The organism is Peterkaempfera bronchialis, from assembly GCF_003258605.2.
Lineage (GTDB): Bacteria > Actinomycetota > Actinomycetes > Streptomycetales > Streptomycetaceae > Peterkaempfera > Peterkaempfera bronchialis.
This window is the reverse complement of record NZ_CP031264.1, coordinates 5,842,270-5,865,080: the sequence shown is the minus strand read 5'-3', so window position 1 is coordinate 5,865,080 and position 22,811 is coordinate 5,842,270. Positions and strand designations below refer to the sequence as shown.

Annotated in this window: 19 protein-coding genes and 1 pseudogene; 4 read left to right on the top strand and 16 right to left on the bottom strand. The window is 71.0% G+C overall.

Annotated features, from left to right (window positions below):
* Nucleotides 1-31 precede the first annotated feature (31 nt).
* Nucleotides 32-673 (bottom strand): TetR/AcrR family transcriptional regulator, encoded by a 642-nt coding sequence (locus C7M71_RS25555; protein ID WP_111493595.1) that lies wholly within the window; start codon nucleotides 671-673, stop codon nucleotides 32-34.
* Between the two features lie 154 nt (nucleotides 674-827).
* Here C7M71_RS25555 and C7M71_RS25550 point away from each other — a divergent pair, with 154 nt between their 5' ends.
* Complete coding sequence (locus C7M71_RS25550; RefSeq protein WP_111493593.1) at nucleotides 828-1,712, top strand: NAD(P)-dependent oxidoreductase; 885 nt, start codon at nucleotides 828-830, stop codon at nucleotides 1,710-1,712.
* A 178-nt stretch (nucleotides 1,713-1,890) separates the two neighbouring features.
* Nucleotides 1,891-2,778: an alpha/beta fold hydrolase gene (locus C7M71_RS25545; RefSeq protein WP_229758907.1), complete on the top strand. Its 888-nt coding sequence runs from the start codon at nucleotides 1,891-1,893 to the stop codon at nucleotides 2,776-2,778.
* Here C7M71_RS25545 and C7M71_RS25540 read toward each other — a convergent pair.
* The 15 genes and pseudogenes from C7M71_RS25540 to C7M71_RS25465 form a co-directional block, all read right to left on the bottom strand.
* Complete coding sequence (locus C7M71_RS25540; RefSeq protein ID WP_111493589.1) at nucleotides 2,775-3,110, bottom strand: MerR family transcriptional regulator; 336 nt, start codon at nucleotides 3,108-3,110, stop codon at nucleotides 2,775-2,777. The genes C7M71_RS25545 and C7M71_RS25540 overlap by 4 nt on opposite strands.
* Nucleotides 3,111-3,658: 548 nt before the next feature.
* Nucleotides 3,659-4,894 carry a sensor histidine kinase gene (locus tag C7M71_RS25535; protein ID WP_111493587.1) on the bottom strand — a complete coding sequence of 412 codons (1,236 nt, stop codon included), beginning with the start codon at nucleotides 4,892-4,894 and terminating at the stop codon, nucleotides 3,659-3,661.
* Entirely contained in the window at nucleotides 4,891-5,718 is an 828-nt protein-coding gene (locus tag C7M71_RS25530) for a response regulator transcription factor (RefSeq protein WP_111493585.1), read from the bottom strand. The genes C7M71_RS25535 and C7M71_RS25530 overlap by 4 nt, the downstream gene beginning before the upstream one ends.
* On the bottom strand, nucleotides 5,715-6,569 hold the full coding sequence (locus tag C7M71_RS25525; protein WP_162824368.1) for a hypothetical protein: 855 nt from the start codon (nucleotides 6,567-6,569) through the stop codon (nucleotides 5,715-5,717). Before C7M71_RS25525 ends, C7M71_RS25530 begins: the two co-directional genes overlap by 4 nt.
* A 174-nt stretch (nucleotides 6,570-6,743) precedes the next feature.
* Nucleotides 6,744-7,376 (bottom strand): class F sortase, encoded by a 633-nt coding sequence (locus C7M71_RS25520; protein WP_114914562.1) that lies wholly within the window; start codon nucleotides 7,374-7,376, stop codon nucleotides 6,744-6,746.
* Nucleotides 7,377-7,413: 37 nt separating this feature from the next.
* Complete coding sequence (locus C7M71_RS25515) at nucleotides 7,414-7,794, bottom strand: hypothetical protein (RefSeq protein ID WP_229758906.1); 381 nt, start codon at nucleotides 7,792-7,794, stop codon at nucleotides 7,414-7,416.
* A 284-nt stretch (nucleotides 7,795-8,078) separates the two neighbouring features.
* Nucleotides 8,079-9,800, bottom strand: coding sequence for a BspA family leucine-rich repeat surface protein (locus C7M71_RS25510; protein ID WP_114914561.1), 1,722 nt, complete (start codon nucleotides 9,798-9,800; stop codon nucleotides 8,079-8,081).
* A 319-nt stretch (nucleotides 9,801-10,119) separates the two neighbouring features.
* On the bottom strand, nucleotides 10,120-10,788 hold the full coding sequence (locus C7M71_RS25505; protein WP_456107181.1) for an anti-sigma factor: 669 nt from the start codon (nucleotides 10,786-10,788) through the stop codon (nucleotides 10,120-10,122).
* A gap of 360 nt (nucleotides 10,789-11,148) precedes the next feature.
* Nucleotides 11,149-12,231, bottom strand: coding sequence for a lytic polysaccharide monooxygenase auxiliary activity family 9 protein (locus C7M71_RS25495; protein WP_229758904.1), 1,083 nt, complete (start codon nucleotides 12,229-12,231; stop codon nucleotides 11,149-11,151).
* 957 nt (nucleotides 12,232-13,188) lie between these two features.
* Nucleotides 13,189-14,724 carry an ADP-ribosylglycohydrolase family protein gene (locus C7M71_RS32215; protein ID WP_407675945.1) on the bottom strand — a complete coding sequence of 512 codons (1,536 nt, stop codon included), beginning with the start codon at nucleotides 14,722-14,724 and terminating at the stop codon, nucleotides 13,189-13,191.
* A gap of 118 nt (nucleotides 14,725-14,842) precedes the next feature.
* Entirely contained in the window at nucleotides 14,843-16,660 is a 1,818-nt protein-coding gene (locus tag C7M71_RS25480) for an ABC transporter ATP-binding protein (RefSeq protein WP_111491334.1), read from the bottom strand.
* Nucleotides 16,661-17,004: 344 nt separating this feature from the next.
* Nucleotides 17,005-17,130, bottom strand: a pseudogene (locus tag C7M71_RS33290) (bifunctional 2-methylcitrate synthase/citrate synthase); the annotation flags it as partial.
* A 134-nt stretch (nucleotides 17,131-17,264) separates the two neighbouring features.
* Nucleotides 17,265-18,425 (bottom strand): polysaccharide deacetylase family protein, encoded by a 1,161-nt coding sequence (locus C7M71_RS25475; RefSeq protein ID WP_111491335.1) that lies wholly within the window; start codon nucleotides 18,423-18,425, stop codon nucleotides 17,265-17,267.
* Nucleotides 18,426-18,543: 118 nt separating this feature from the next.
* Nucleotides 18,544-19,719, bottom strand: a complete 1,176-nt coding sequence (locus tag C7M71_RS25470) for a glycoside hydrolase family 11 protein (RefSeq protein ID WP_111491336.1) — start codon at nucleotides 19,717-19,719, stop codon at nucleotides 18,544-18,546.
* Nucleotides 19,720-20,220: 501 nt separating this feature from the next.
* Nucleotides 20,221-20,757: a DinB family protein gene (locus tag C7M71_RS25465; protein WP_229758903.1), complete on the bottom strand. Its 537-nt coding sequence runs from the start codon at nucleotides 20,755-20,757 to the stop codon at nucleotides 20,221-20,223.
* A gap of 151 nt (nucleotides 20,758-20,908) precedes the next feature.
* Here C7M71_RS25465 and C7M71_RS25460 point away from each other — a divergent pair, with 151 nt between their 5' ends.
* Both C7M71_RS25460 and C7M71_RS25455 read left to right on the top strand, forming a co-directional pair.
* A complete protein-coding gene (locus C7M71_RS25460; RefSeq protein ID WP_111491339.1) occupies nucleotides 20,909-22,168 on the top strand; it encodes a sensor histidine kinase in 1,260 nt (419 codons plus the stop codon).
* Entirely contained in the window at nucleotides 22,153-22,800 is a 648-nt protein-coding gene (locus C7M71_RS25455; protein ID WP_111491341.1) for a response regulator transcription factor, read from the top strand. Before C7M71_RS25460 ends, C7M71_RS25455 begins: the two co-directional genes overlap by 16 nt.
* Nucleotides 22,801-22,811 lie beyond the last annotated feature (11 nt).

Sequence of the window (22,811 nt, the reverse complement as noted above, 5' to 3'; positions counted from 1 at the left end):
CTCCGCCGCACGGCGGGCCCCGCCTGCCGCGTCAGTCCCCTCGGGTGACAGCGCCGTCCAGGAGGGGCCCGAGTTCCCGTGCCACGGTGGTGAGGGCGCGGACGTCCTGCTCGGATCTGGCGATCAGGATCGCTCCCTCCAATGCGCTGATCATCAGCGTCGCGAGCGCGTCGGCCCGCTGGGCCGGGACGCCCATCTCCCTCAGCGCCTCGGCCACCGGCCGGTTCCAGCGGGCGAACGCGGCTGCGGCAGCGGCTCTGGTGGAGGCGGTGGACTCCGCGCAATCCACCGTCGCCGCCGCAACAGGGCAACCCGACGCGAACCCGACCGCCTCGAACTCATCGGTCCACTGCCGCACCATCGCGGCGAAGAGCCCGCTCGGCGACGGCTCGGACGGCTCGGACAGCTCGGACAGCTCGGACAGCTCGGACGGCTCGGACAGCTCGGCGAGGAAGCGGCCGACGCGCTTGGCGGCATAGCGGCCGGCCCAGTCCACGGCCTCGTTGACAAGCTGCTCCTTGCCGCCGGGGAAGTAGTGCTGGAGCGATCCGCGCGGCGCCTGCGCATGGGCGACGACATCACGCATGCCCGTCGCGGCGACCCCGTCGCGCCGGATGAGCTGCGCCGCGCTGAACACCATCCGCTCGCGCGGCCCCCGCTCGGAAACCGCCATCGCCGACCTCCAACCGACTGACGGGCGGGGGAACGGTCGTCTCCCCCGCAGGCCGGGCCAGCTTATAGACGACGCACACAGACCCACTATGACGGCCGTCATGGGGATCACTATTATGACGAGCGTCATAGACCAGAGCAGAGGGCGGTGCGCAGTGGATGTGGGTTTCCTGGGCCTTGGCGTCATGGGGCAGCCCATGGCCCTCAATCTGGCCCGGTCCGGGACTGCGCTGGTCGTCTGGAACCGCACCGCCGCCAAGTGCGAGCCGCTGCGTGCGGCCGGTGCCACGGTGGCGGCGACTCCCGCCGAGGTCTTCAAGCAGGCCCGCGTCGTGATCCTCATGCTGGCCGACGGCGCCGCGATCGACTCCGCCCTGGGCCGTGGCACACCGGACTTCGCCGCCCTGGTCGCACAGCACACGATCGTCCACATGGGGACGACCTCGCCCGACTACTCACGCGGGCTCGAAGCCGACATCCACGCGGCCGGCGGCAGCTATGTCGAGGCTCCCGTCTCCGGCTCGCGCAAGCCCGCGGAGGCCGGACAGCTGGTGGCGATGCTGGCCGGAGCGCAGACGGCGGTGGAGGCGGTCCGCCCGCTGCTCCGGCCGATGTGCCGGGAGGCGTTCGGCTGCGGACCGGTCCCGAGCGCGCTGCTGATGAAGCTCTCGGTGAACCTGTTTCTGATCACCATGGTCACCGGCCTCACCGAGGCGTTCCACTTCGCCGATCGGCACGGCCTGGACCGGCAGCAGTTCCTGGCGGTGCTCGACGCCGGCCCGATGGCGAGCAGCGTGTCCCGAATGAAGGCCCCCAAGCTGCTGACCCGCGACTTCGCCGTCCAGGCCGCCGCCCTGGACGTCCTCAAGAACAACCGGCTGATCGCCGAGGCCGCCAGGGCGTCCGACCTGGCATCGCCGCTGCTGGATGTCTGCCACGCCCTCTTCGGCGAGACCGTGGCGTTGGGGTACGGCGGGTCCGACATGGTGGCGGTGCTGCACGCCATCGAGGCCCGTACCGACGGGGGCGGGCCGCGCTGAACTCCTGGTCGGGCGGCGGACCCGGTTCACCCGCGTGGTCCGCTGCGCGCGCCCGGTCGGCGGGCGTCCGCAACGCTGGTCGTACGGTCGACCAGGCGTTCGAAGGAGAGACCACATGGCCATGCCGACCACCGCTGACATACGTCCGCGTCCTCGTCGCGCCTCTGTGCTCGCCGCCGTGCTCACGGCAACCGCGTTGGCCGCCACCACCGCCGGCGCCGCCGCCACCGCCTCCCCCGCCGCAGCCGGAGCCGCAGCCCGAACCGCAGCCCGAACCGGAACCGCAGCCGCAGCCGCAGCCGCCAAGCCCACGGTGGTGCTGGTGCACGGCGCCTTCGCCGACGGGTCCAGCTGGGACGCGGTCATCCGGCGCCTCCAGCGGGACGGCTATCACGTCATCGCCCCCGCCAACCCGCTGCGGGGCCTGCCCGGGGACTCGGCGTACATCGCCAGCGTCCTGCGGACCATCCGAGGCCCGATCGTCCTGGTCGGCCACTCCTACGGCGGCGCGGTGATCAGCAACGCCGCGTTCGGCAACACCCAGGTCAAAGCGCTGGTCTACATCGCCGCCCTGGTCCCCGACGAGGGTGAGGTGCTCTCGGTCCTGTCCGCCAAGTTCCCCGGCAGCCAACTCAACGCGGCCCTCACCTCGACACCGTTCACCAAGCCCGACGGAACCACCGCCACCCAACTCTCCATCAGGCCCGACAGGTTCCGAGCAGTGTTCGCCGCCGGTATTCCGGCGGTCACCACGGCCGTACTGGCGGCCACTCAACGCCCGATCAGCGCCTCGGCGTTCGCCGACAAGGCCGGTCCCGCCGCCTGGAAGACCATCCCCTCCTGGACCCTGGTCGCCACCCGGGACAGGACCATCGCCCCGGCCCTTGAGCGCTTCGAGGCCCGGCGGGCCCACTCGCACACCATCGAGGTCGACTCCCCGCACCTCGCGATGATCGCCCGCCCCGAGGCCGTCACCCGCCTGATCCTCACTGCCGCCCGCTCGGGAGCCACGACGCCGGGGGCGGTCCGGGTGGGGCGAATGGGCCCTCCCAAGAAGATCGGCTAGTGAGGGTCGTCGGCAGGGCGGCGGCGTAGTTCCTCGTTGAGCCGCAGGGCCTCTTCGAGTTGGTCTTCCAGGATGATGATCCGGCAGGCGGCCTCGACGGGGGTGCCCTGGTCGACCAGTTCGCGGGCACGGGCGGCGATGCGCAGCTGGTAGCGGGAGTAGCGGCGGTGGCCGCCGTCCGAGCGCAGCGGGGTGATCAGGCGGGCTTCGCCGAGGCTCCTCAGGAAGGCCGGGGTGGTGCCGGTGATCTCTGCGGCGCGGCCCATGGTGTAGGCGGGGTAGTCGTCGTCATCGAGTCGGTCGGCCGGGTTGGGGCGGGTATCGGGGGTCATTCAACCTCTTGGGGTCGGGATCTGGACGATGGGGATCTGGACGTGGGGATGCGGACGCGTCGAGGGGGCCCCGATGCCGTACAGCACCGGGGCCCCGAGGGGTTCAACACCATCTACCGACGGAGACCGTCGGCCTTCTGTCCGCACGGCCGCCTCTTGGGGCGGGGATGCGGGGATCGCGGATGCGTGACCGGGGACCACCTTCCAATCCGGGGCCTGCGGTACCCGCCCGGGCTGTCGCCGCGGGGCGGGCGATCCTGATGGCGTGCTCTCCTCTCCTTACTTGTCACTGCTGTGGACGGGCACTGCTGAACTCCTGCGGTGCTGGATGGCGACCCCGAGGGCCGCCCGGTCCGGCAGCCAACTCCGGCGCCTTCGACTACTTCCCGGCCCCGGGGTTCCACTGCCGTACCGCACACCGCACGCGCCAGTTCGTGTCTGCCGCGTATCGCTGACTTGCTTGGCTACACGAGAAACCTTAGCCAGGGGGAGCCCGCATGTCTACTGTCGCCGAAGCAGATTCACGCCATCGGAGGAGAGAGGTCCGCTCAGGGCGCCGATGGGCCCGGCTGCCGAGGAAGTCGCAGCACCGTACGGGCGCCGCCGCCCGGTGCATTGGCGTACTCCATCCCCACTCCCAGTGCAGCGGCGTGGCCCTCGGCGATCGTCAGGCCCAGCCCGTGGCCGCGACCACGTGCCTCGGCGCCGGTGCGGAACCGCTGCGGTCCGTCGCGCAGCAGCGGTTCCGGATAGCCCGGCCCGTGGTCGCGCACGGTGATCACCGGGCCTGCGGCGGCGGCCTCCACGACCACCTCTACGGGCGGTGCGCCATGCCGGTGCGCATTGACCACCAGGTTGGAGACCACCCGGTCGAGCCGGCGTGGATCGGTGGTGACGACGGTGTCGGAGACGATCCGCAGCTCGACGTCCAGGCCGGTGGCGCCGACGATCCGCCGCACCGTCTCGCCCAGCCGTACGTCCGCCAGGTCGGGCGCCACCGCGTGGGCGTCCAGCCGGGAGACCTCCAGCAGGTCCTCGACGAGGCGGTGCAGGGCGCGTACCCGGTCGCGCACCAGCTGGGTGGGCCGTCCCGGGGGCAGCAGTTCGGCTGCGGTCACCAGCCCGGTGAGCGGGGTGCGCAGTTCATGGGCGACATCGGCGGTGAAGCGCTGCTCGTTCCGCAGTCTGCGGTGCAGCGCGGCCGACATGGAGTCGACGGCGGCCGCGAGTTCGGTGACCTCGTCGCGGGTGCGCCCCAGCGGTCCGATGCGGGCGGTGAAGTCGCCGCCGGCGATGGTGCGGGCGCTGCGGGCGGCGGTGCGCAGCCGGCTGCTGATCCGGTCGGCGACGAGGATTCCGGCGAGCACGGTGACGAAGACGGAGGCCGCGACGGCGACCAGGATGGCCCGGTCCAGGTCGGCGATGGCCCGTTCGTCGTCGGCGTAGTCCACGCGGACCGAGAGCACCTTGCCCCCGGTCCCGGCGGCGGCCCACATCGCGGTGCCGTTCGGGCCCGGGCCGAGCATCGATCCCCGGTGGCCGCGCTGCGCCAGTCGGCGCAGCGGGTCCGGCAGGTCGGCGGAGTCCTGGGCGCTGTTCCAGCCGGCCAGGTCGCCGGTGCGGTCGTACAGGTCGAGCATCGCGGTCAGGGCGGTCTCCGCTGCCTTGCGCGCCTGGTCGGTGTGCTGGCGGACGGAGGCCCGGTGGACCAGCAGGCCGACGGTGAGCGCGACCAGGCAGGAGACCACGGCGACGGTGGCGGCGATCTGGCGGCGCAGCGTCATCGGGGGCGCCGCAGCTTGTAGCCGAAGCCCCGGATGGTCTCGATCCGGTCGGCGCCGATCTTCGCCCGCAGCCGCTGCACATGGACGTCCACGACCCGGCTGTCGGCGCCCCAGGCGTAGTCCCAGACCCGCTCCAGCAGGGTCTGGCGCTCCAGCACCACGCCGGGGGCGGCGGTGAACTCCAGCAGCAGCCGGAACTCGGTGGGGGTGAGGGGCACCCGGCGGCCGTCGGCCTTGACCTCCATGCCCTCGGTGTCGACCTCCAGCCCGGCGATGAGCCGCACCCTGCCCGGCGGTCCGCCCGCCGGTTCGGCGGCCGCCGCCGGTTCCGCAGCCGCCGCCGGTTCGACGGCCGTACCCGGGGACGCGGGTGACCCGGGCGACTCGGGTGTCCCGGATATCCCGGCCGGGTCCACCGCGCCGGGCGGGGGCGCGGCGACGGCGCGGGTGCGGCGCAGCACGGTGCGGATCCGCGCCACCAGGACGGCGCTCTCGAAGGGCTTGACGATGTAGTCGTCCGCCCCGGCCTCCAGCCCGGAGACCACGTCGACCGATTCGGTGCGGGCCGACATCATCAGGATGGGCAGTTGGCTCTCCTCCCGGATGCGGCGGCACAGGCCCACGCCGTCCAGCAGCGGCAGCATCACGTCCAGCAGCAGCACATCGGGCCGGTCGGCCCGGAAGCGCTCCAGCCCCTCCAGGCCGTCGCCCGCCGTGGTGACGGGGAATCCATAGCGTTCCAGGGCCATGCGGGTGGCCTCGCGGATCACCTCGTCGTCCTCCACCAGCAGGATGCGCGGCGGGTCGGGTCGGGCGCCGGTCATCGTGCCACCCCGCCGTCCCGGCCCGGAGCGGCCGACGGCACGGGCTGCGCCGCCCGGCCGCGCTGCACGGGCGAGGCCGGGTGCAGTTCCGGTGCCGCCGTCGGGGGCGGCATCCGGACCGGCGCCGGGCTGGGCACGGCGCTGGGCTCGGCGTCGGCCCCCGTGCCGTCGGCGACGCCGGGGATGCAGGCCAGGGCGTCCACTGCGGAGCCGGGCCCGGTGGCCTTGATCTGGCGGGCGGCGAAGGCGAGTCGGCTGCCGTCCCACTGGTAGCGGCTGCTGGTCTCGATGGACGCGGTGGTCGGCTCCTGGACGACCAGGTCGCGGCCGACGGTGTCGGCGGTGAAGCCTGGCGACACCGGGAGGTTGAGGATGGGTACGATCTGCGTCCCCTTCAGGGTGTAGACATGCAGCACCGCGCGGTCGCCCGGGGTGACCAGGGCGGTGATGAGTTCGGGTCGGCCGTCGCCCGTCAGGTCCCGGTACTGCGGCGGCAGCAGGTCGCAGTTGGGGCAGGTCGGCAGCACGGCCCGCTCGTCCCGTTCCAGGGCCGGGTCCCCGGCGAGCAGCTTGGTGACGGACACGGTGCGGATGTCGGCCGAGGCCACCGTGATGCCCGGTATGGGCGAGGGGGCCGACAGCCCGCCCCGGGCCCGGGGTGTGGGCGTGGCCGCGACCTTGGCCGCCGGCCAGAGCGGCTGCGGGGTCGGGCGCACGGCCACGGGCCGGGTACGGCCCCCGTCGTGCAGTTGGCCCGGGGCACCGCAGCCGACCGCGAGTACCGCGCCCGCCATCGCGAGGGCCACCGCGCCCGTGATCCGCCGCCAGGCTGTGCGGCCGTCTGTCCTCACCGTGCTGTCGCCTCTCTCGCGCTTGTGTCCTGCGCTTGTGTACGCCCTCACCGGCCCGCAGCGTCCGGCGCTCGCGGGACGCTGCGGGTCCGGCCCACGAGCGCGGGCCGGTCGCCGGGCGGGTTCGCCGGACGGGTCGCCGGGCGGGTCGCCGAGCGGGGAACCCCTCGCAGCCTACGGCCGGGGCGGAAGGAGGTCGGCGAAGACGATGATGTTGTCGGTCCAGTGACCGTCCGCCCCGACGGTGCCGCCGCAGGTGATCAGTCTGAGCTCGGCGCCGTCCGTGTCGCCGTACACGAGGTCGGTGGGGAAGCCGCTCTTCGGGTACTGCAACAGCCGGCTGACGCGGAAGACTGCCGTCGTCCCGTCCTCCCGCAGGATGCGGATGCGGGCGCCCGGCTTCAGCGCCGGCAGGCGGTGGAAGACCGCAGGGCCGTGCACCGTGTCGTAGTGGCCGACCAGGACGGCCGGTCCGAGCGCGCCCGGGGTGGGTCCATTGCGGTACCAGCCCACCTCGTCGGCCCGGTCCATGGGCGGTACTTCGAGCGTGCCGTCGGGGCTGAGGCCGAGGTCCCGTACAGGGGCGTCGACCCCGGCCGCCGGGATCACCAGCCTGGTCGGCCGGGACGGTGCCAGCACCGACGGCCCCGCCGGGCGGGGCGAGCCGCCGCCGCGCACCGGGCCCGATGTACCCGGGCCGGACTCGGCGGTGGAGACGGCGATCCGCACCGCGGGCCGGTCGGCCGCCCGGTCGATCAGGCAGCCGCCCAGCAGGAGCAGAAGCAGGCCGACCGCCGCGGCCGGCACCCACGCGGGGTGTCGGCCACGGCGGCTGCGGCCGTGCTCAGCCCTGTGCACCGGCACGGCGACGCAGGACGGCAAAGCCCACGGCGGCGGCGCCTGCGGCGGCCAGCCCGGCACCGCCCGCCATCATCGCGACCGACGGAGCGGTGTCGGCCTCTCCGGCCTGCGCACCGCCGCGCGGAACGGCCCGGACCTGGCCGCCGGTGGCGTCGGGGCGAGCCGGCGCCGGGACGGCGGACGGAACGGCGGACGGAACGGCCGAAGGCTCCGTCAGGGTGGGCACCGCCCGGGCAGGGGCTGCGGACGGCTGCGCTCCCGTGCCGCTGTCCGCAGCGGCGGCGGGGGCGAGCAGGATGCCGGCCGCCGCGACGCCGGTCAGTGCCAGCGGCAGGGTGAAGCGGGAAACCGTGATACGGGGCATAGGGCGATCTCCTGGTGTGCGGCCCCGACCCGGATGGCCGGGAGCCTGACACCGCTGACGCTAGGTGCGCCTCGTCGCGGCCCTCCGTAGGAGTCGTCACGGTCGGCCGTCGTCTCTGTAACAGAGCACCGTCACAGACTCTGCTGCCCGGACGGGGGCTTCCATGCAAAGGGGCGGTCCGCCGGGAGGTGGCGGACCGCCCCGGGCGTCCGGCGGCTACTGCCTCCGTCTGCCCGATGTGCGTGGCCTTGCGGCCTGGTCCCGGTCGGATGACCGGGCCGGTACTACGAGAAGTGCGGCTTGCCGCTCTCCTGCCAGGAGGTGGCACCCGCGTCGTAGCCCGTTATGACGACGACCGCTCCGACGTTCCAGCGGCTCAGGTCCTGGTTGAACGAGAGGGCGTTGGAGAACGTGTTGCTCATGTCCGTCACGCGGGAGGTGTTCCACCCGCCGATGGGCTGGTTGAACGCGGTGGCCCTGGAGAACGTCGCACTCAGGCTGGTCACGTGGGAGGTGTCCCAGTCACCGATCGGCTGGTCGAACGACGAGGCTCCGTAGAACGTGCCGTCCAGGCTGGTCACCTTCGCGGTGTTCCAACCGCCGATCGGCTGGTTGAACGCGGTGGCCGTGGCGAAGGTCCTGTCCAGGCTGGTCACCTTCGAGGTCTTCCAGCCTCCGATCGGCTGGTCGAACGACGAGGCTCCGTAGAACGTGCCGTCCAGGCTGGTCACCTTTTCGGTGTTCCAACCGCCGATCGGCTGGTTGAACGACGACGCACTGTAGAACGTGTCGTCCAGGTTGGTCACCTTCGCGGTGTTCCAACCGCCGATCGGCTGGTCGAACGACGAGGCCCAGCGGAATGTGCCCTGGAGGGAGGTCACCTGGGAGGTGTCCCAGCCGCTGATGTCGCCGTTGAACGAGGTGGCGCCGCTGAACGTGTAGGCGAGCGTGGTCACACCGGGCGGAGGCGTCGCCACCGAGGTGAGGTTGGAGGCGTCCTGGAACGCCCCGCTGAGGTCGGTCGTGCCGGTCTCGGCGTCCCAACGGTCCACCCGGGTCAGGCAGTCCGCGCCGGAGGCCAGCGCGTGCAGTGCCGGGATGGTGCCGGTCAGGGTCACCTCATGGACGCCCTCGGTGGTGAAGGTCCACGTCGGGGCGGCGGACAGCGCGACCGGGTCGTCGCCGTCACCCCAGGAGATGGTCCCGTCGGCGCCGGGGGTGGACAGCGTGACCGGATCGTCGATGTCGCAGTCCTCGGCGGAGGTGTCGAAGACAAGCCGCAGTATCGAGGGTTCGGACGACGGCTCCGGCGTCGGGGTGGGCGTGGGAGTCGGCGTGGGGGTGGGAGTCGGGGTGGGAGTGGGGGTCGGGGTGGGCTTGGGGGTGGGCGTCGGGGTCGGGGTGGGCTTCGGGGCGGCGATGGTGAAGGAGGACGACGCCTTCTCCAAGGCCCATGTCGCCTTCTGCGACAGGATCCGATACGTCCCGACCGCCTTCGGGCGGGCATAGGAGACGGTCTGCGACCCGCCGGTCGTCTTCACGGTCACCGTGGAGACGGCCTTCCAGGAGGAGCCCGACTTGACCTGAAGGGCCACCTTCTGCCCGAAGACCGGCGAGACCGCCGCCGACACCTTCGCGGTGGTCACCGCGGGCTTGGAGACCTTCACCGCCGACGCCACGACCTTGGCGGTCCTGGCCGCCGTGACGGTGACGTTCTTCGGCCGCACCACCTGGAACTGCATCTTGTAGGTGCCCGGCTTCGCCACGAGCTTGCCCGGCACCAGGGAGGCACAGGCGCTGCCGGTCTTCGGCTTCGCCGACGTGGTCTTCCATGCCTTGCCCACCAGGACCCGCGCCCGGATCGTCACGGCGTCGCGGATGTTCTCCGGGCACACCTTGACCGCCTGAGCCCGGGTCAGGGAACCACCCGAAGGCGACACCCGCACACCGGGTTTGGCCGACACGGCCTGCGCCGGTATCGCCGTGCCCACCAGACCGAGTACCACGGCAACCACCGCCGCGGCACGGCTCCCCACAGACTGTCTTCGCATAAACCGGTCTCCAACACAGAGGGACAGGGTGACCGGATCTGATCACCTGGTCGGAGAACCGTACTTGCCCTCAGCCGTGCAAAACACCCCCTTGGGCAGCCCATACGCTGCGGCGACGCCGGGTACGTCCGGGTTGATACCGATCCGCGCAGCCCCGCCGCCCGAAATCGCCCCGATGGCATCAAACCCTCCGCCTCACCAGCTGCTCACCGACAGGTCACATCAGGCCGCCAGGACGGGTCGTGGCACCGGGGATCTCCCCCCGGCGCCGCCGCTACGAGAAGAGGACCAGGGCCAGCGGAGCGGTGGTGGGCCGGGTCGAGCCACCAGCCGCCTCGACGGTGATGCCCACGCCGGTCGCCCGGCCGACCGGGCCGTCCAGCAGGACGGCGACGGCGGAGGAACGCGGCGCCGGGAGCAGTCCGGCCGGGCGCATCGTCCCCGCGTCGTCGAACCAGAGCTGGTACACCTCGCCGCTGCGCAGCAAGGGCAGCGTAGCGGCGAGGAACACCGCCCTGTCCACCCTGCGGGAGACCACCACGGTCCCCGTCCCGGCGCCGGACAGCCGGGCGGAACGCACAGCGGCGTCGGGCGCGGTCAGGACCCGGGACAGCTCTGCGGTGGAGCGCCGCACCTGCGCCGCCTGGACCCGGGCGTCCTGCGCCTGGCGGTGCTGCCAGACCGCCACCCCGCCGAACCCGGCTGCGACCAGGCACGCGGCAAGCGCAAAGCGCGGCAGCGAGCGGACCCTGAGGCAGAGGCCGCGCACCAGGGCCCCCCGTCCCAGGGCCGACGGGAAGGTCTGCGGCGGCTCCTGCCGTACCGTGGCGATGCGGCTCAGCACCAGCGACTTCAGCCAGCTGCGGGTCGGGGCTTCTGGCGGCGGCGGTGGCCAGCCGTTCGGCGGTGGCGGCCAGCGTTCGAACCGGTCGAGGGTGTGCAGGACATAGGCGCCGGTGAGGGTGTGCAGGGTGGCGGCGGTGAGGTCGACGGGTGGTCGCTGGGCTCGGCGTTGCGTCTCGTCGCGCTTGGCCCGGAGGAAGGTGAGGGTGAGGTCGATGCCTTCGGTCTCACCGGTCCAGCCCTCGGCTTCGGAACGTGCTCGGCGGTCGAGGAGGTCTTCTTCCAGTTCCGCGCCGTTGGTCGGGTGCCGCGCCCGGTACCGGCTCCGCCCAGGGCCCGGTGGTCAACGGCCTCGGACAGCAGGCTCGGTCGGTGAGTGAGGGTGCCGGCGTCGTCGGTGGGGACGGTCTGCACGACGGCGACAACGCGGCCCGGACACCGGCGTCAGTCGGTCAGCCTGTCAGAAGCTGCAGCTGATCGAACCGACCGGGAGGTTGTTTCCGGTGGAGTTGGCGAGGAAACCGAAGGTGGTGGAGCCATTGGGGGCGATGGTTCCGTTGTAGGCGAGGTTGGTGACGGTCACGGCGCCACCACTGCCGCTGGCGAGGTTGCCGTTCCACAGACTGGTGACCTGTGTTCCGGTACCCGGGGTCCAGCTCACCGACCACTTGCTGGTCGGCGAGGTGCCGTGGTTCATGACCTCGATCTGGCCCTGGAATCCGCCGCTCCAGGAGCTGGTGATCGAGTAGGTGGCCATGCACGAGCCGTTGCCGGGGTTGGTCGGCGGAGGCGTGGTCGGCGGCTTCGTGGTGGGCGGGGGGCTGGTGGGCGGCTGCGTGGTCGGCGGGGCGGTGGTGGGCGGAGGGCTGGTGGGCGGCTGCGTCGAGCCGCCCCTGATGCCGGTGACCTCACCGTGGCCGCCGTCGAAGGCGACGTCGGAGCAGGAGAAGAAGTTCTCGTTGCTGTCCGAACGCACCCACTGGATGAAGACCATGGCGTTGCCCGAACGACCCGAGGGCAGCGGCAGGTCCCAGTAGTAGTGGCCACCGTCGGTGCCCGGGGTGCCCACCTGGGGCGGGTTGGTGACGGTCTGGACGAGATCCAGGTCCGCCCAGGCCAGCGCCTTCGACGTCGACCAGCCCGGCTTGGTGACGTACACCCGGAAGCTGCCCGGGTGTGCGGCCCAGTTGCTGTACTGGAGCTGGATCGTGGAACCGGACGTCAGGTGGGTCCTGGGCCAGTCGTCACGAGCCGCGTTGTAGGCGGAGAAGTCGTACGGGGACTTGTTGCCCGCACTGCACAGCGTCCCGTTGGCGACGTAGCCGTCACCCTTGCCACCCGCATTGGAGTCCAGGACCGCGAACCAGTTGTACAGGGGCGTCGTGCCGCTCTGGGCGATCGCAGCGGCACAGGCCGCGTTGGTCGGGCTGAGCGCACCCGTGGAGGTGACGGCGTCCTTGTAGCAGAGGTACGTGCGCGAACCCGGCATCATGGCGACGCCATGCGCCTCAGCGGTGCCCTGACCGAGGAAGAGCAGGCCCAATGAGGAGAAGAGGGTCGCAACCGCTGAGATTAAGGACAGTTTTCTGCTTCTGTTCAAGGTGGAGACCTTCCGGCGACATCCCCCGAAGCCGTAGCCCACCGCAGCCGCTTCGGGGGTGGGGGGTGGGGTGAATGAAGCGTCATGGGAGCGCTCCCATTGAGGAACATAACAGCAGATCAACGGCGTGTAAACAGTCCGGGTTGGAAGTTGTCTCCCGCCTGATTCGGCGGAGGCGGTACCGGGTTCGCGTCGGTCAGCCGTGGGCGCTTCGACCAGCCGAGGAAGCTCTCGGGCCACCCGCTGCACCAGGGCGCGCTGAGCCTCGGTGAGGTGCTCGGCGGTGCGCTCCAGACAGACTGCGGCCTCGTCCGCCTGCTCGGCCATAGACGCCCTGATGCCGTCGCGTACCCGGGGCGAGACCGACTCGGGGTGATCGTGCCACCGTCCGCGCAGTCGGCCGGCGGACTCGTGCACCCGGGATTCAGCCTCGGCCGTGAGGGAGAGACCCCTGACGGCACGGCCCGGCAGCGGCGAGGTCATAATGGCCCGCAGGCGGCGAGGGAGCGGTCCGCGTACCGGTAGGCGCGCACCTCGCGCGCGCAGTCCCCCGGGGTCGGGCTCAGCTTCACATACGCCTCGTCCGCGCCCGAGGCCACCCGCCAGACCCTGGAGTCGCCGCGCGGCCAGGAGACATCCGGTTCAGCAGGCGGGCGGCAGCACGATCCTGGAGCTGTGGGTGCCGGCGGAGGAGTTGGACGCGTTCAACCAGCACATCGTCGGCCGTATCGAGGTGGTCCACGAGTTCCGGCCGCAGCCTCACCCGGAGGCGACCCGGTGACGGTCTTCCGCCGCACGCACTGCAACCATGATCCGCGTCGCATCCGGGCGGAGCCGTAACCACACCCGGTCGCGAACGGAACGCGTCGGCGGCGTCGGTCATCAGGTCGGGCAGGTGGGTCAACCGCCGAAGCGCAGCCGGCGGTAGCGCTCCCACAGCTCCGGTCGGTCGGCCTTGCCGAAGTACATGTTCAGGAGCATCTCCAGGAAGGCGCTCTCCGCCTCGTCGGTCCCGCGCCGGTATCGGTCGCGGGCGGACTCCACCCAGGCGCTCACCGGCCGCCAACCGTCCGCAGTCGGCTCGACGGCTACCTCGAAGAGGCAGTGGTCGGTCGAGCTGCGGCTGAGCAGGAGCCGGTCATCTGCAAGGTAGGCGTTCCATTTCTCCTCCATGGCCTGGGCCCGGACGCCATGGCGGATCCGCTGCCACTCGCCGGGTGTCCACACCAGGTCGGGAGGCTGGATCGGCTTCGGGTGCTTGATCGGCACCGTCTGCGGGAAGTCCGTTGGGCTCGCGTCGGTGCCGAGCCGATCCGGCTCCAGCCATGGCGGCAGCGGTTCCACGGTGTCGTGCCAGTGCCTCGGGATGCCGTCAACGCCCAGGCGGGAAGCCAGGATTCCGCCCACGATCGCGCAGGTGGTGTCGACATCCCCGCCCGCCGAGGCCGTGGCCCACAGCGCGGCCTCGTAGTCGTCCAAGTGCCTGGCCGCGCACCACAGCGTGAACGGCACGGTGTCCACCGCGCTGACCAGCCGCCCGTTGCCCAGCCGGTGGGCGGCCAGCTCCACATGCGGCTGGTCGGTCAGGGAGAGCGCCTCGGCCGCACCGTCGCGCACCTTTCCCGCCGGGGTCAGCTCCACCACTGGCTGCAACAGCTCCTGCGGCGTGATGCGGCGGCCACGGCTGCGCGCGGCGCAGGCGGCCGCGACCGCGACGGCCACTGCTCCGGCCACCGCCTCCGGGTGGGTATGCGTGACCTCGGCCGAGCGCGCGGCCTGCCAGGCGGCCTCCTCCAGGTCCACGGCGAACCAGGCTCCCAGCGGCGCCACCCGCATCGCCGAGCCATTGCCGAAGGACCCTTGCCCGTCGAACAGCCCGGCGGCGAGGTCTCGCCATGAGCCGCCCTCGCGGACCTGCCGTAGGAGCCGGTTCATCGCCGGGCCGTACCCTCGGTCGAAGTCATGCCGCCGCGCAAAGGAGCGCGCCAACCCCCACTGGTCCACCGAGCCCCGCAGCCGCAGCGCGTCGAAGACCGAGCAGGCCATCTCGGTGTCATCCGTCCACGGCCACGGGCCGGGCGGGAGGCAGCGCTCGTCCAGGGCGGTCCGGTTCTCGGGTACGAAGAACTGTGCGCCGAACGCATCACCGACGGCCAGGCCATGCAGTGCGTCACACGCGGCGGAACGGTGGTCGAAGAGAGGTGCGTCGAAGAGAGGTTCGGAGGTTGAGGTTCGGGGCTGATCGGTCATCACCAGGTGCATCATGCCAGGGCCGACGATATGCGCCAGGTCGATCCGCCGCTCCACACCCGCCTGCGGCGACTGGTGTCCAAGGAGTTCACCGCCCGGCGGGTCGCAGCCCTGGCGCTGCCGCTCCCGATGGCGGTGATCTGCGGACTCCTCGGGGTCCCGGCGGCCGACCGCGAGGACTTCCACGGCTGGTCCTCGCAGATGGTCGTCCCCACCAATCCCGAGGCCGGAGCCGCCGCCGCGGAATTGACCGGCCGTGCACGCCGACTCCGGGCGCCGACCCGGGCTGCCGAGCCTTGCCCGTTCAGTTCAGGTCGGCTCGTGCGGCGGGGCTGTCGTCCAGGAAGCCGCCCGACTGGTGCTGCCACAGCTTGGCGTAGGAGCCGTCCGATGCAAGCAACTCCTGGTGTGTGCCCTGCTCGACGATCCGTCCACGGTCCAGGACGACCAGCCGGTCCATATTGGCGACCGTGCTCAGCCGGTGCGCCACCACCAGCGCCGTGCGCCCCTCCATGAGCCGCCACAGCGCCTCCTGGACGAGGAGCTCGCTCTCGGAGTCCAGGGCGCTGGTCGCCTCGTCGAGCAGCAGGATCGGCGCGTCGCGCAGGATCGCTCTGGCGAGGGCGACCCGCTGGCGCTGTCCGCCGGACAGCTTGACTCCGCGCTCGCCCACCATGGTGTCGAAGCCGTCCGGCAGCGCGTCGGCGAACTCCGTGACGTGTGCCGCCTCGGCCGCCCGGCGGATCTCGGCTTCGGTGGCGTCCGGTCGGGCGAACGCGATGTTCTCCCGCAGCGTGCGGTGGAACATCGCGGGGTCCTGCGGCACATAGGCGATCAGACTGCGCAGGTCGGCCTGGCGCAGCCGGCTGATGTCCTGACGACCGATCAGGATGCGGCCGGCCTCGATATCCGTCATACGCAGCAGCAGCCGGGTGAGCGTGGTCTTGCCGCCGCCGGACCGGCCGACCAGCCCGATCTTCGCCCCGCTGGGCACGGCCAGGTCAAGGCCCTCGAAGAGCGGCTTGGCGCCCCCGTGGGCGAAGGTCACCTGCTCGAAGCGGACCTCGGCGGCCCGGGAGAGCAGCGGCTCCGGCGACGCCGGGTCGAGTACGGTCGGCGACGTCAGCAGCAGTTCGGTGAACTGTGCGGCCTCCGTCATCGAGCTCTCCAGGCGGCGGTAGATCTGGTTGAACTCGAACATGATCCGCGTCGCGTTGGTGTAGTACGTGAAGGCGACCACGACCGCCTCCACGCCGTGCCTGCCGCCGCCGAGTGCGATGGCGAGCAGCAGGCCCAGCGCATTGGTCAGCACGGACAGCGGCGCGACCAGCGTGTCGATACGCAGGTTGCCGTAGTCCCACGACCGCAGCGAGAGCCGCCGCGACTCCGCGACGCGGGACCGGTGCTCGGCGGCCTCGCGTTCCTCGGCGGCGAACGCCCGGACGGTGTCCATATTGGTCAGGCTGTCGGCGACGTGGCCCGAAACCCGGGCAATCGCCTCCTCGCGCTGGGCAACGAGCGCCTGGCGGCGGCGGATGAGGGGCGTCACACAGAGCGCCGTCAGCGCGATCATCGCCAGGAGTCCGACGACGAGCAGCGGTTCGTAGCGCCACAGCACCACCGACCCGAACATCAGCGGGACGAGGCTGCCCACCACCGAGAACGTCAGCGTGTCGACAAACGCCTCGAAGCGGGAGGCGAAGCTCAGGACCCGCTTGGTCAGCGATCCGGCGAAGTTGTCGTGGAAGAACGCGGCGTCCTTGGCGAACAGCTCGTCCATGCCGATCACATACAGGTGCTCGATACCGAGGGCGTCCAGGCGGTTCAGGTTGTGCAGGCCGATGCGCCACAGTGTCTCGGCGAGCAGCAGGACACAGGCGAAGACGAGGATGTAGGGCAGCGTCGAGCCGAGGTCGATTCCGGCGTCGCCGGCGATTCGGCCGACGAGCTTGGCGACGACCAGCGGCGCGATGTAGTTGATGCCGATGTTGCCCAGTGCCGGCAGCAGCATCGCGGGCACCGTCTGCCGCCGGAGCCGGAGCAACTCCCGTCCGTAGTAGCGAAGTGCGAGGAGCACCGAGCCCCTGCCGGGAGTACCCCCGCGCGATGTAGGCGATCCCATCCCAACCCCGTGGTGTCGTGCGGCAGCCCGCCACGCGCTTCTCCCGGGAGAAGCGGTTGCTCCACTGGCCGCGGGAGCTTCGGTTCGAGTGAATGCCCTCGGGAACGACGACGGAGCCACCACGCGGCTCGTGGCGACGCATTCGTACGAGTACGGAGGAGCCAGGAACCCCAGTGTCCCGCGACGGTGTCTGCGGAGTCCAAGCGTTTTTCGGCTCGGTGCGCCGGCTGCGTTCCGTTCCGTTCCGTCAGGAGGCCCGCCGCGCACGGGTCGCTGGCCCTGTCCGCCGTAGGAGGCCAGCGGGCGGACCAGGGCGTTGTGGGCCAGCTGCGCGGTGATGTGGGCTTCGCCAGCAGGGCAAGGGACTTGGTCCGGTTGGCGGTCGGGCTGCCGTCGTCCTCGGCGGGGTCCTCGGCGCCGAAGAAGCTGACGGCGGTCCGCAGGACGTCCATGGGACGTCCCCTATCCGGTGGAGACTTCGGGCAGCGGCGTCTGAGCACCCCGGGATGGAGTGATCCTCAGGCGCGCGGGAGATACCTGCGTGAACGGCCAGGGCCCGGACCGCGTGGAAGCGATCCGGGCCCCGTGACGGCCTGGTGCAGCGTCAGGCCATGGAGCAGGCGGTGCCGTTGAGGGTGAACGAAGCGGGCTTGCTGAAGCTGGAACCGCTCCAGGTGCCCTGGAAGCCGAACGACGCGGTCCCGCCGTTCGCCGGGATCTGGCCGTTGAACGAGACATTCGAAGCCGTCACCGCACCGCTGCTGGGCGAGATGTTCGCGTTCCAGGCGTTGGCCACGGACTGGCCACTGGGCAGCGTGAAGCCCAGGTTCCACCCGTTGATCGCAGAGGAACCGGTGTTGGTGATCGTCACATCGGCCGTGAAACCGCCCGGCCACGAGTTCGGGTTGTAGGCGACCTTGCAACCACCCGGCGTCCCGCCCCCACCCGTGGTGGAACCACCAGTCGTGGTACCACCCGTGGTCGCCCCACCGGTGGTGCTGCCACCCGTCGTGGTGCCACCGGTCGTGGTGCCACCCGTGGTCGTGCCACCCGTGGTGGTGCCGCCGCCGTCGGGGGCAACGGCGCGGCCGGTCTGCGGGGAGATCATGCCGGCGCACAGTCCACGGCTGGCCAGGCCCTGCGCGATGCGCGGGATCGCGGTGAGCGTGTTGGCGGGCCACTCGTGCATCAGGATGACCTGGCCGTTGCCGAGCTGCGCATTGGCCTGCACGATGGCGTCGACGCTGGCGCCGTTCCAGTCCTGCGAGTCGACGTCCCAGATGATCTCGGTCAGGCCGTACTTGGCCTCGACCGACTTCAGCGTGGAGTTGGTCTCACCGTACGGCGGACGGAAGAGCTTCGGCGTGCCGCCGCCCGCGCTGGAGATGGCCTGCTGGGTCCGGGAGATCTCCGAGTCGATCTGGGCCTGGCTCTGCTGGGTCAGGTGCGGGTGGGTGTAGCTGTGGTTGCCGACCCACATGCCGGCGTTGATCTCGGCCTGGACCTGGGCGGGGTAGGAGGCGGCGTACTGGCCCTCGTTGAACATGGTGGCCCGCAGGCCGTTCTGCTTGAGTGCGTTGAGTATGGCCGGGGTGTGGTCGTTGGACGGGCCGTCGTCGAAGGTGAGTCCGACGTATCCGTTGCAGGTGGCGGCGTGCGACGGGGTGGCGTTGACACCGAGGGAGACGGTGCCTGCCATGGCCATCGCGGCGACGGCCAGACCCGTGACCAGGCCGCGTATCGACAGATGGGGGGCGATGCGCATGGGGGGTTCCTACTCGTGCAGGCGGCGGACCGCGGGTGGGGGTGGCGGCGAGCGGCCGAGGAACGCGGATACCTCGGCCGCTCTGGTTATGCCGAGCCTCGGATGGCCTGGTGCGCGGTCAGGCCACGGAACAGGCGGTGCCGTTGAGGGTGAATGAGCCAGGCTTGCTGAAGCTGGATCCGCTCCAGGTGCCCTGGAAGCCGAACGACGCGGTCCCGCCGTTCGCCGGGATCTGGCCGTTGAACGAGACATTCGAAGCCGTCACCGCACCGCTGCTGGGCGAGATGTTGGCGTTCCAGGCGTTGGCCACGGACTGGCCACTGGGCAGCGTGAAGCCCAGGTTCCACCCGTTGATCGCAGAGGAACCGGTGTTGGTGATCGTCACATCGGCCGTGAAACCGCCCGGCCACGAGTTCGGGTTGTAGGCGACCTTGCAACCACCCGGCGTCCCGCCCCCACCCGTGGTGGAACCACCAGTCGTGGTACCACCCGTGGTCGCCCCACCGGTGGTGCTGCCACCCGTCGTGGTGCCACCGGTCGTGGTGCCACCCGTGGTCGTGCCACCCGTGGTGGTCCCGCCCGTGGTGCTCCCGCTGCCGCCGTCGCTCACCGTGATGTTGGAGTTGCCGCTGCTCTGGTAGCCCTCGGTGGCGAGGATCATGTAGTTGAAGCTGCCCAGGTTCATGCCGTACTTGGACCAGGCGTCAAAGTGGTTGCCGGTGGTGATGGTGCCGCCGGTCTTCTTCGACTGCCGGACGCTCCAGTACTGGTTGAACGTCTTGGTGCCCTCGATCGACGGGGCGTTGGTCCGCGTCGTCTGGTAGATGTCGTAGGTGCCGCCGTCGCTGGTGACGGTGCCCTTGAAGGTACCCGTGGGCCGGTAGGTGCCCCAGTTGTCGACGACGTAGTACTCGACGAGCGGGTTGGTCGTCCAGCCGTACAGGGCCAGGTACGCGTTGCCGGACGGGTTGAAGCTGCCCGAGTAGTTCACGCTCTTGCGCGCGCCGGTGCTCCAGCCCTTGCCGGCGACGAAGTTGCCGACATTGCTCCAGGTGGTGCTGTAGTTGCCACCGGAACCCAGGTTCATCGAGACCGAACCGCCGCCATCGGTCCAGAACGAGTAGTAGTAGCCGTTGTTGGTACCGGTCTGGTTCGAGGTGATCGTCGTGTCAGCGCTGGCGGTACTGGGCATGGCCAGCGCGGCCACGGCCAGCGCCAGGGCACACGTGGCACCGACCAGCAGCCTGACACGGTTGCGTATACCGCCCGTCCAACGGGCAGAGACATGACCCATGAGCGTGCTTCCTCCTGATGAAGGCTGACAGGGGAACATCCGGACGGCGCGATACGAGCCGGCAGAGCCGAACGAACGGCCCGGGGCCAGGGGCAACCCGGGAATGACGACCGGTCCCCGAAGGGGACGGCACAGCGCACGCCACGTCATGCAACGCAGCCGGGAAGAGCAGACCGATGGCCGTACGAAGGCGCTTCTTCGTTACGCGGACATTTCAATCGCTGGAGAGTATGCGCCCGGATCAAAGCGCCCGTCAATGAGTTGTTTCCGAAAGTTCACCGAAACTCACCAGTGATCACCAGGGCTATCAGTCGAAACATTTCGGAAGCCGCAACTCCCAGCCCCACAAGGGCTCCACGACCACCCACCACGGCGAAACTTTCGCAACCGCCGGGGCCGGTGGTCGGCGGCCTGCGGGTTGCCGCGAGAGGCCCTGTCACCCGGAGCAGCAAAGACGGCGGACGGAGCCCCTCCCCCGTCCGCCGTGGCCGGATTGGGGTGTCAGGCGCGCAGGTGGTCGCCGGTTGCTCCGTCGATGAGCTCTCGCACGATGTCCATGTGTCCCGCGTGTCGTGCGGTCTCTTCGATCATGTGGATCAGCACCCAGCGCATGGACACGGTGATGCCGTTCCAGGATGTGCCGAGGCCGTCAAGGTGGATCTCGTCGATCGCTTGGTCGGCGGCGGCTCGGGCGCGGCCGTAGAACTCCACGATGTCTGCGGTGGACTCGTGCGGTTCCACGGTCATGTCTTCTGTGTAGGCATCGAACCAGAACGGTTCGGTCTCGCGCCCGAACGTTGTGCAGAACCACCCGTATTCGACGGTTGCCAAGTGCTTCACCATGGCCAGCAGGTTGGTCCCTGACGGAGTCATGGGTCGCCGCAGTGCTTCGTCGTCAAGGCCGTCGAGCTTCCAGAGGATCACATCGCGATGCCGGTCGAGGCTGGCGTGCAGGCTTTCCTTCTCGCCACCGGTGTAGGGCACGATTCTTGTCATCCACGGACCGTAGCAGCGGGGTCTGACGTTGTCGGTTTCCATGCTCACCGACGCTACGAAGTGCCGGGCCGGGGCGGTATCGGCCTGGACACACGGGTGGGTGGGGCCGGCCCCACTCTCCGGCTGATCAGGGCGGCAGCGGGCTCCGCGCGGTGCAGAGTGGGAGCACCGAACGGAAGGCGGGGGAAGAGTCATGAGACAGCTGGGTTCGTGGGTGGCGAGCGCCGGGGTGGGGTTTGTGCGGGCGTGTGTCGTGGCGGCCGTGAGCATGCTGGTCCCGGCCGTGTGGGCCGCCGCCGTGGCGCTGGGGATCTGGTGGGGGGCGGGAAACCCGTGGTCGTGGGTGGCGCCGTTCATGCTGGTCTGCGTGGGCACGCTGGCCCTGTCCCGCCCGGTCTGCCGGATCGTCCGCTTCCTCGTCGCGAGGTGGACCGCCACCGTCATCCCCGCCGGATACCGGCAGGCCGGGCAGGTCACGCGGATGTCCACCGGGTACTGGTGGAACGGCTTCTCCTATGAGCGCACCCGTCGGGACGCCCTCATGGACCAGCGGTGGCGGGTCCGGTGGAGCGACCCCGCCACCTGGCGCGACCTGCGGTTCACGGGGATCGCGCCGCTCACCGCCGGTGTGGTCGCGTCCCTGCCGCCGGCCGGGGTGGCCGCGGCGGTCCTCGGGCTCGGCCGACCGGAGCCCGCCGCGCGCCTCCTCGGGGCGCTCGGTGCGGTCGTGGCCATCGCCTCCGCCCCGTACGCCTGGCGGCCCATCAAGCCGGTGGCCGTACGGTTCCTGCGCCCGTCGCCCGCGATGGCGCTGGCCGACCGGGTGGAGGAGCTGACCGCCCAACGCGCGGACACGACGGTCGCCCAAGCCGCCGAGATCCGCCGGATCGAGCGGGATCTGCACGATGGAGCGCAGGCCCGCCTGGTCGCGCTCGGGCTCTCCCTGGCGACCGCCGGGAAACTGATGGAGTCCGACCCCGACCAGGCCAGGGCACTGATGCGGCACGCGCAGGCCGGCGCCACCGCCTCGCTGGCCGAGCTGCGCGAGCTGATCCGGGGGATCAGCCCGCCGGTACTGAGCGAGCGCGGGCTCGTCGACGCCGTCCGCGCCCTCGCCCTGGACATCCCCCTCGATGTGGCCGTCAGCGCCGACACCCCGCTGCGTCTGGACCCGCCGATCGAGTCCGCCGTCTACTTCGGCATCGCCGAGCTGCTCACCAACGCGGTCAGGCACGCCCAGGCGTCCCGGGCGCACATCTCCCTCACTCGGGACGGCACCGGCATCGTCGCCGAGGTCGAGGACGACGGCCGGGGCGGAGCCGACGTCCGGACCGGCGGCGGGCTCGCGGGCCTGCGCCGCCGCCTCGCGGTCTTCGACGGCACCCTGGAGATCAGCAGCCCGCCGGGCGGTCCGACCCATGTCAGGATGGCGGTGCCATGCGAATCGTTGTAGCCGAAGACCTCTACCTCCTGCGTGACGGCATGGTCCGCCTGATCGAGGCATGCGGGCATCAGGTGGTGGCGACGGCGGCCACCGGGCCCGAGACGCTCGCGGCGCTGCGGACGTGGCGCCCGGATGTGTCCGTCATCGACGTCCGCATGCCGCCGAACCAGTCGGACGAGGGCCTGCGGGCAGCCCTCGCCGCCCGCGACGAGATGCCCGGACTGCCGGTCCTCATCCTCTCCCAGCACGTCGAGCAGTTGTACGCCCGGGAACTCCTGGCCGACGGCTCCGGCGGTGTCGGCTACCTGCTCAAGGAGAGCGTGTTCGACGCCGACCAGTTCATCGGCGCCCTGGAGCGCGTCGCGGGCGGCGGGACCGCCATGGACCCGGCCGTCATCGCAAGGCTGCTGTCCGGCAGTTCGCCGACCCGGGGACTCAAGCGGCTCACCGAACGCGAGTACTCCGTGCTGGGCCTCATGGCCGAGGGGCTGTCCAACCAGGCCATCGGCCGCCGGCTCTTTCTCAGTGAGAGTGCCATCGGCAAGTACACCACCTCCATGTTCGGCAAGCTCGGCATCACCGACGACGACGACACCAACCGCCGCGTCCGCGCCGTCCTCACCTACCTGAACAAGCCCTAGCGACCCCAGGT

Excerpts from the sequence above, each read along its gene's own strand:
- C7M71_RS25555 (WP_111493595.1), bottom strand. The coding sequence starts at position 673 with ATGGCGGTTTCCGAGCGGGGGCCGCGCGAGCGGATGGTGTTCAGCGCG.
- C7M71_RS25540 (WP_111493589.1), bottom strand. The coding sequence starts at position 3,110 with ATGACCCCCGATACCCGCCCCAACCCGGCCGACCGACTCGATGACGAC.
- C7M71_RS25535 (WP_111493587.1), bottom strand. The coding sequence starts at position 4,894 with ATGACGCTGCGCCGCCAGATCGCCGCCACCGTCGCCGTGGTCTCCTGC.
- C7M71_RS25530 (WP_111493585.1), bottom strand. The coding sequence starts at position 5,718 with ATGACCGGCGCCCGACCCGACCCGCCGCGCATCCTGCTGGTGGAGGAC.
- C7M71_RS25515 (WP_229758906.1), bottom strand. The coding sequence starts at position 7,794 with ATGCCCCGTATCACGGTTTCCCGCTTCACCCTGCCGCTGGCACTGACC.
- C7M71_RS25480 (WP_111491334.1), bottom strand. The coding sequence starts at position 16,660 with ATGGGATCGCCTACATCGCGCGGGGGTACTCCCGGCAGGGGCTCGGTG.
- C7M71_RS25475 (WP_111491335.1), bottom strand. The coding sequence starts at position 18,425 with ATGCGCATCGCCCCCCATCTGTCGATACGCGGCCTGGTCACGGGTCTG.
- C7M71_RS25470 (WP_111491336.1), bottom strand. The coding sequence starts at position 19,719 with ATGGGTCATGTCTCTGCCCGTTGGACGGGCGGTATACGCAACCGTGTC.
- C7M71_RS25465 (WP_229758903.1), bottom strand. The coding sequence starts at position 20,757 with ATGGAAACCGACAACGTCAGACCCCGCTGCTACGGTCCGTGGATGACA.
- C7M71_RS25460 (WP_111491339.1), top strand. The coding sequence starts at position 20,909 with ATGAGACAGCTGGGTTCGTGGGTGGCGAGCGCCGGGGTGGGGTTTGTG.
- C7M71_RS25455 (WP_111491341.1), top strand. The coding sequence starts at position 22,153 with ATGCGAATCGTTGTAGCCGAAGACCTCTACCTCCTGCGTGACGGCATG.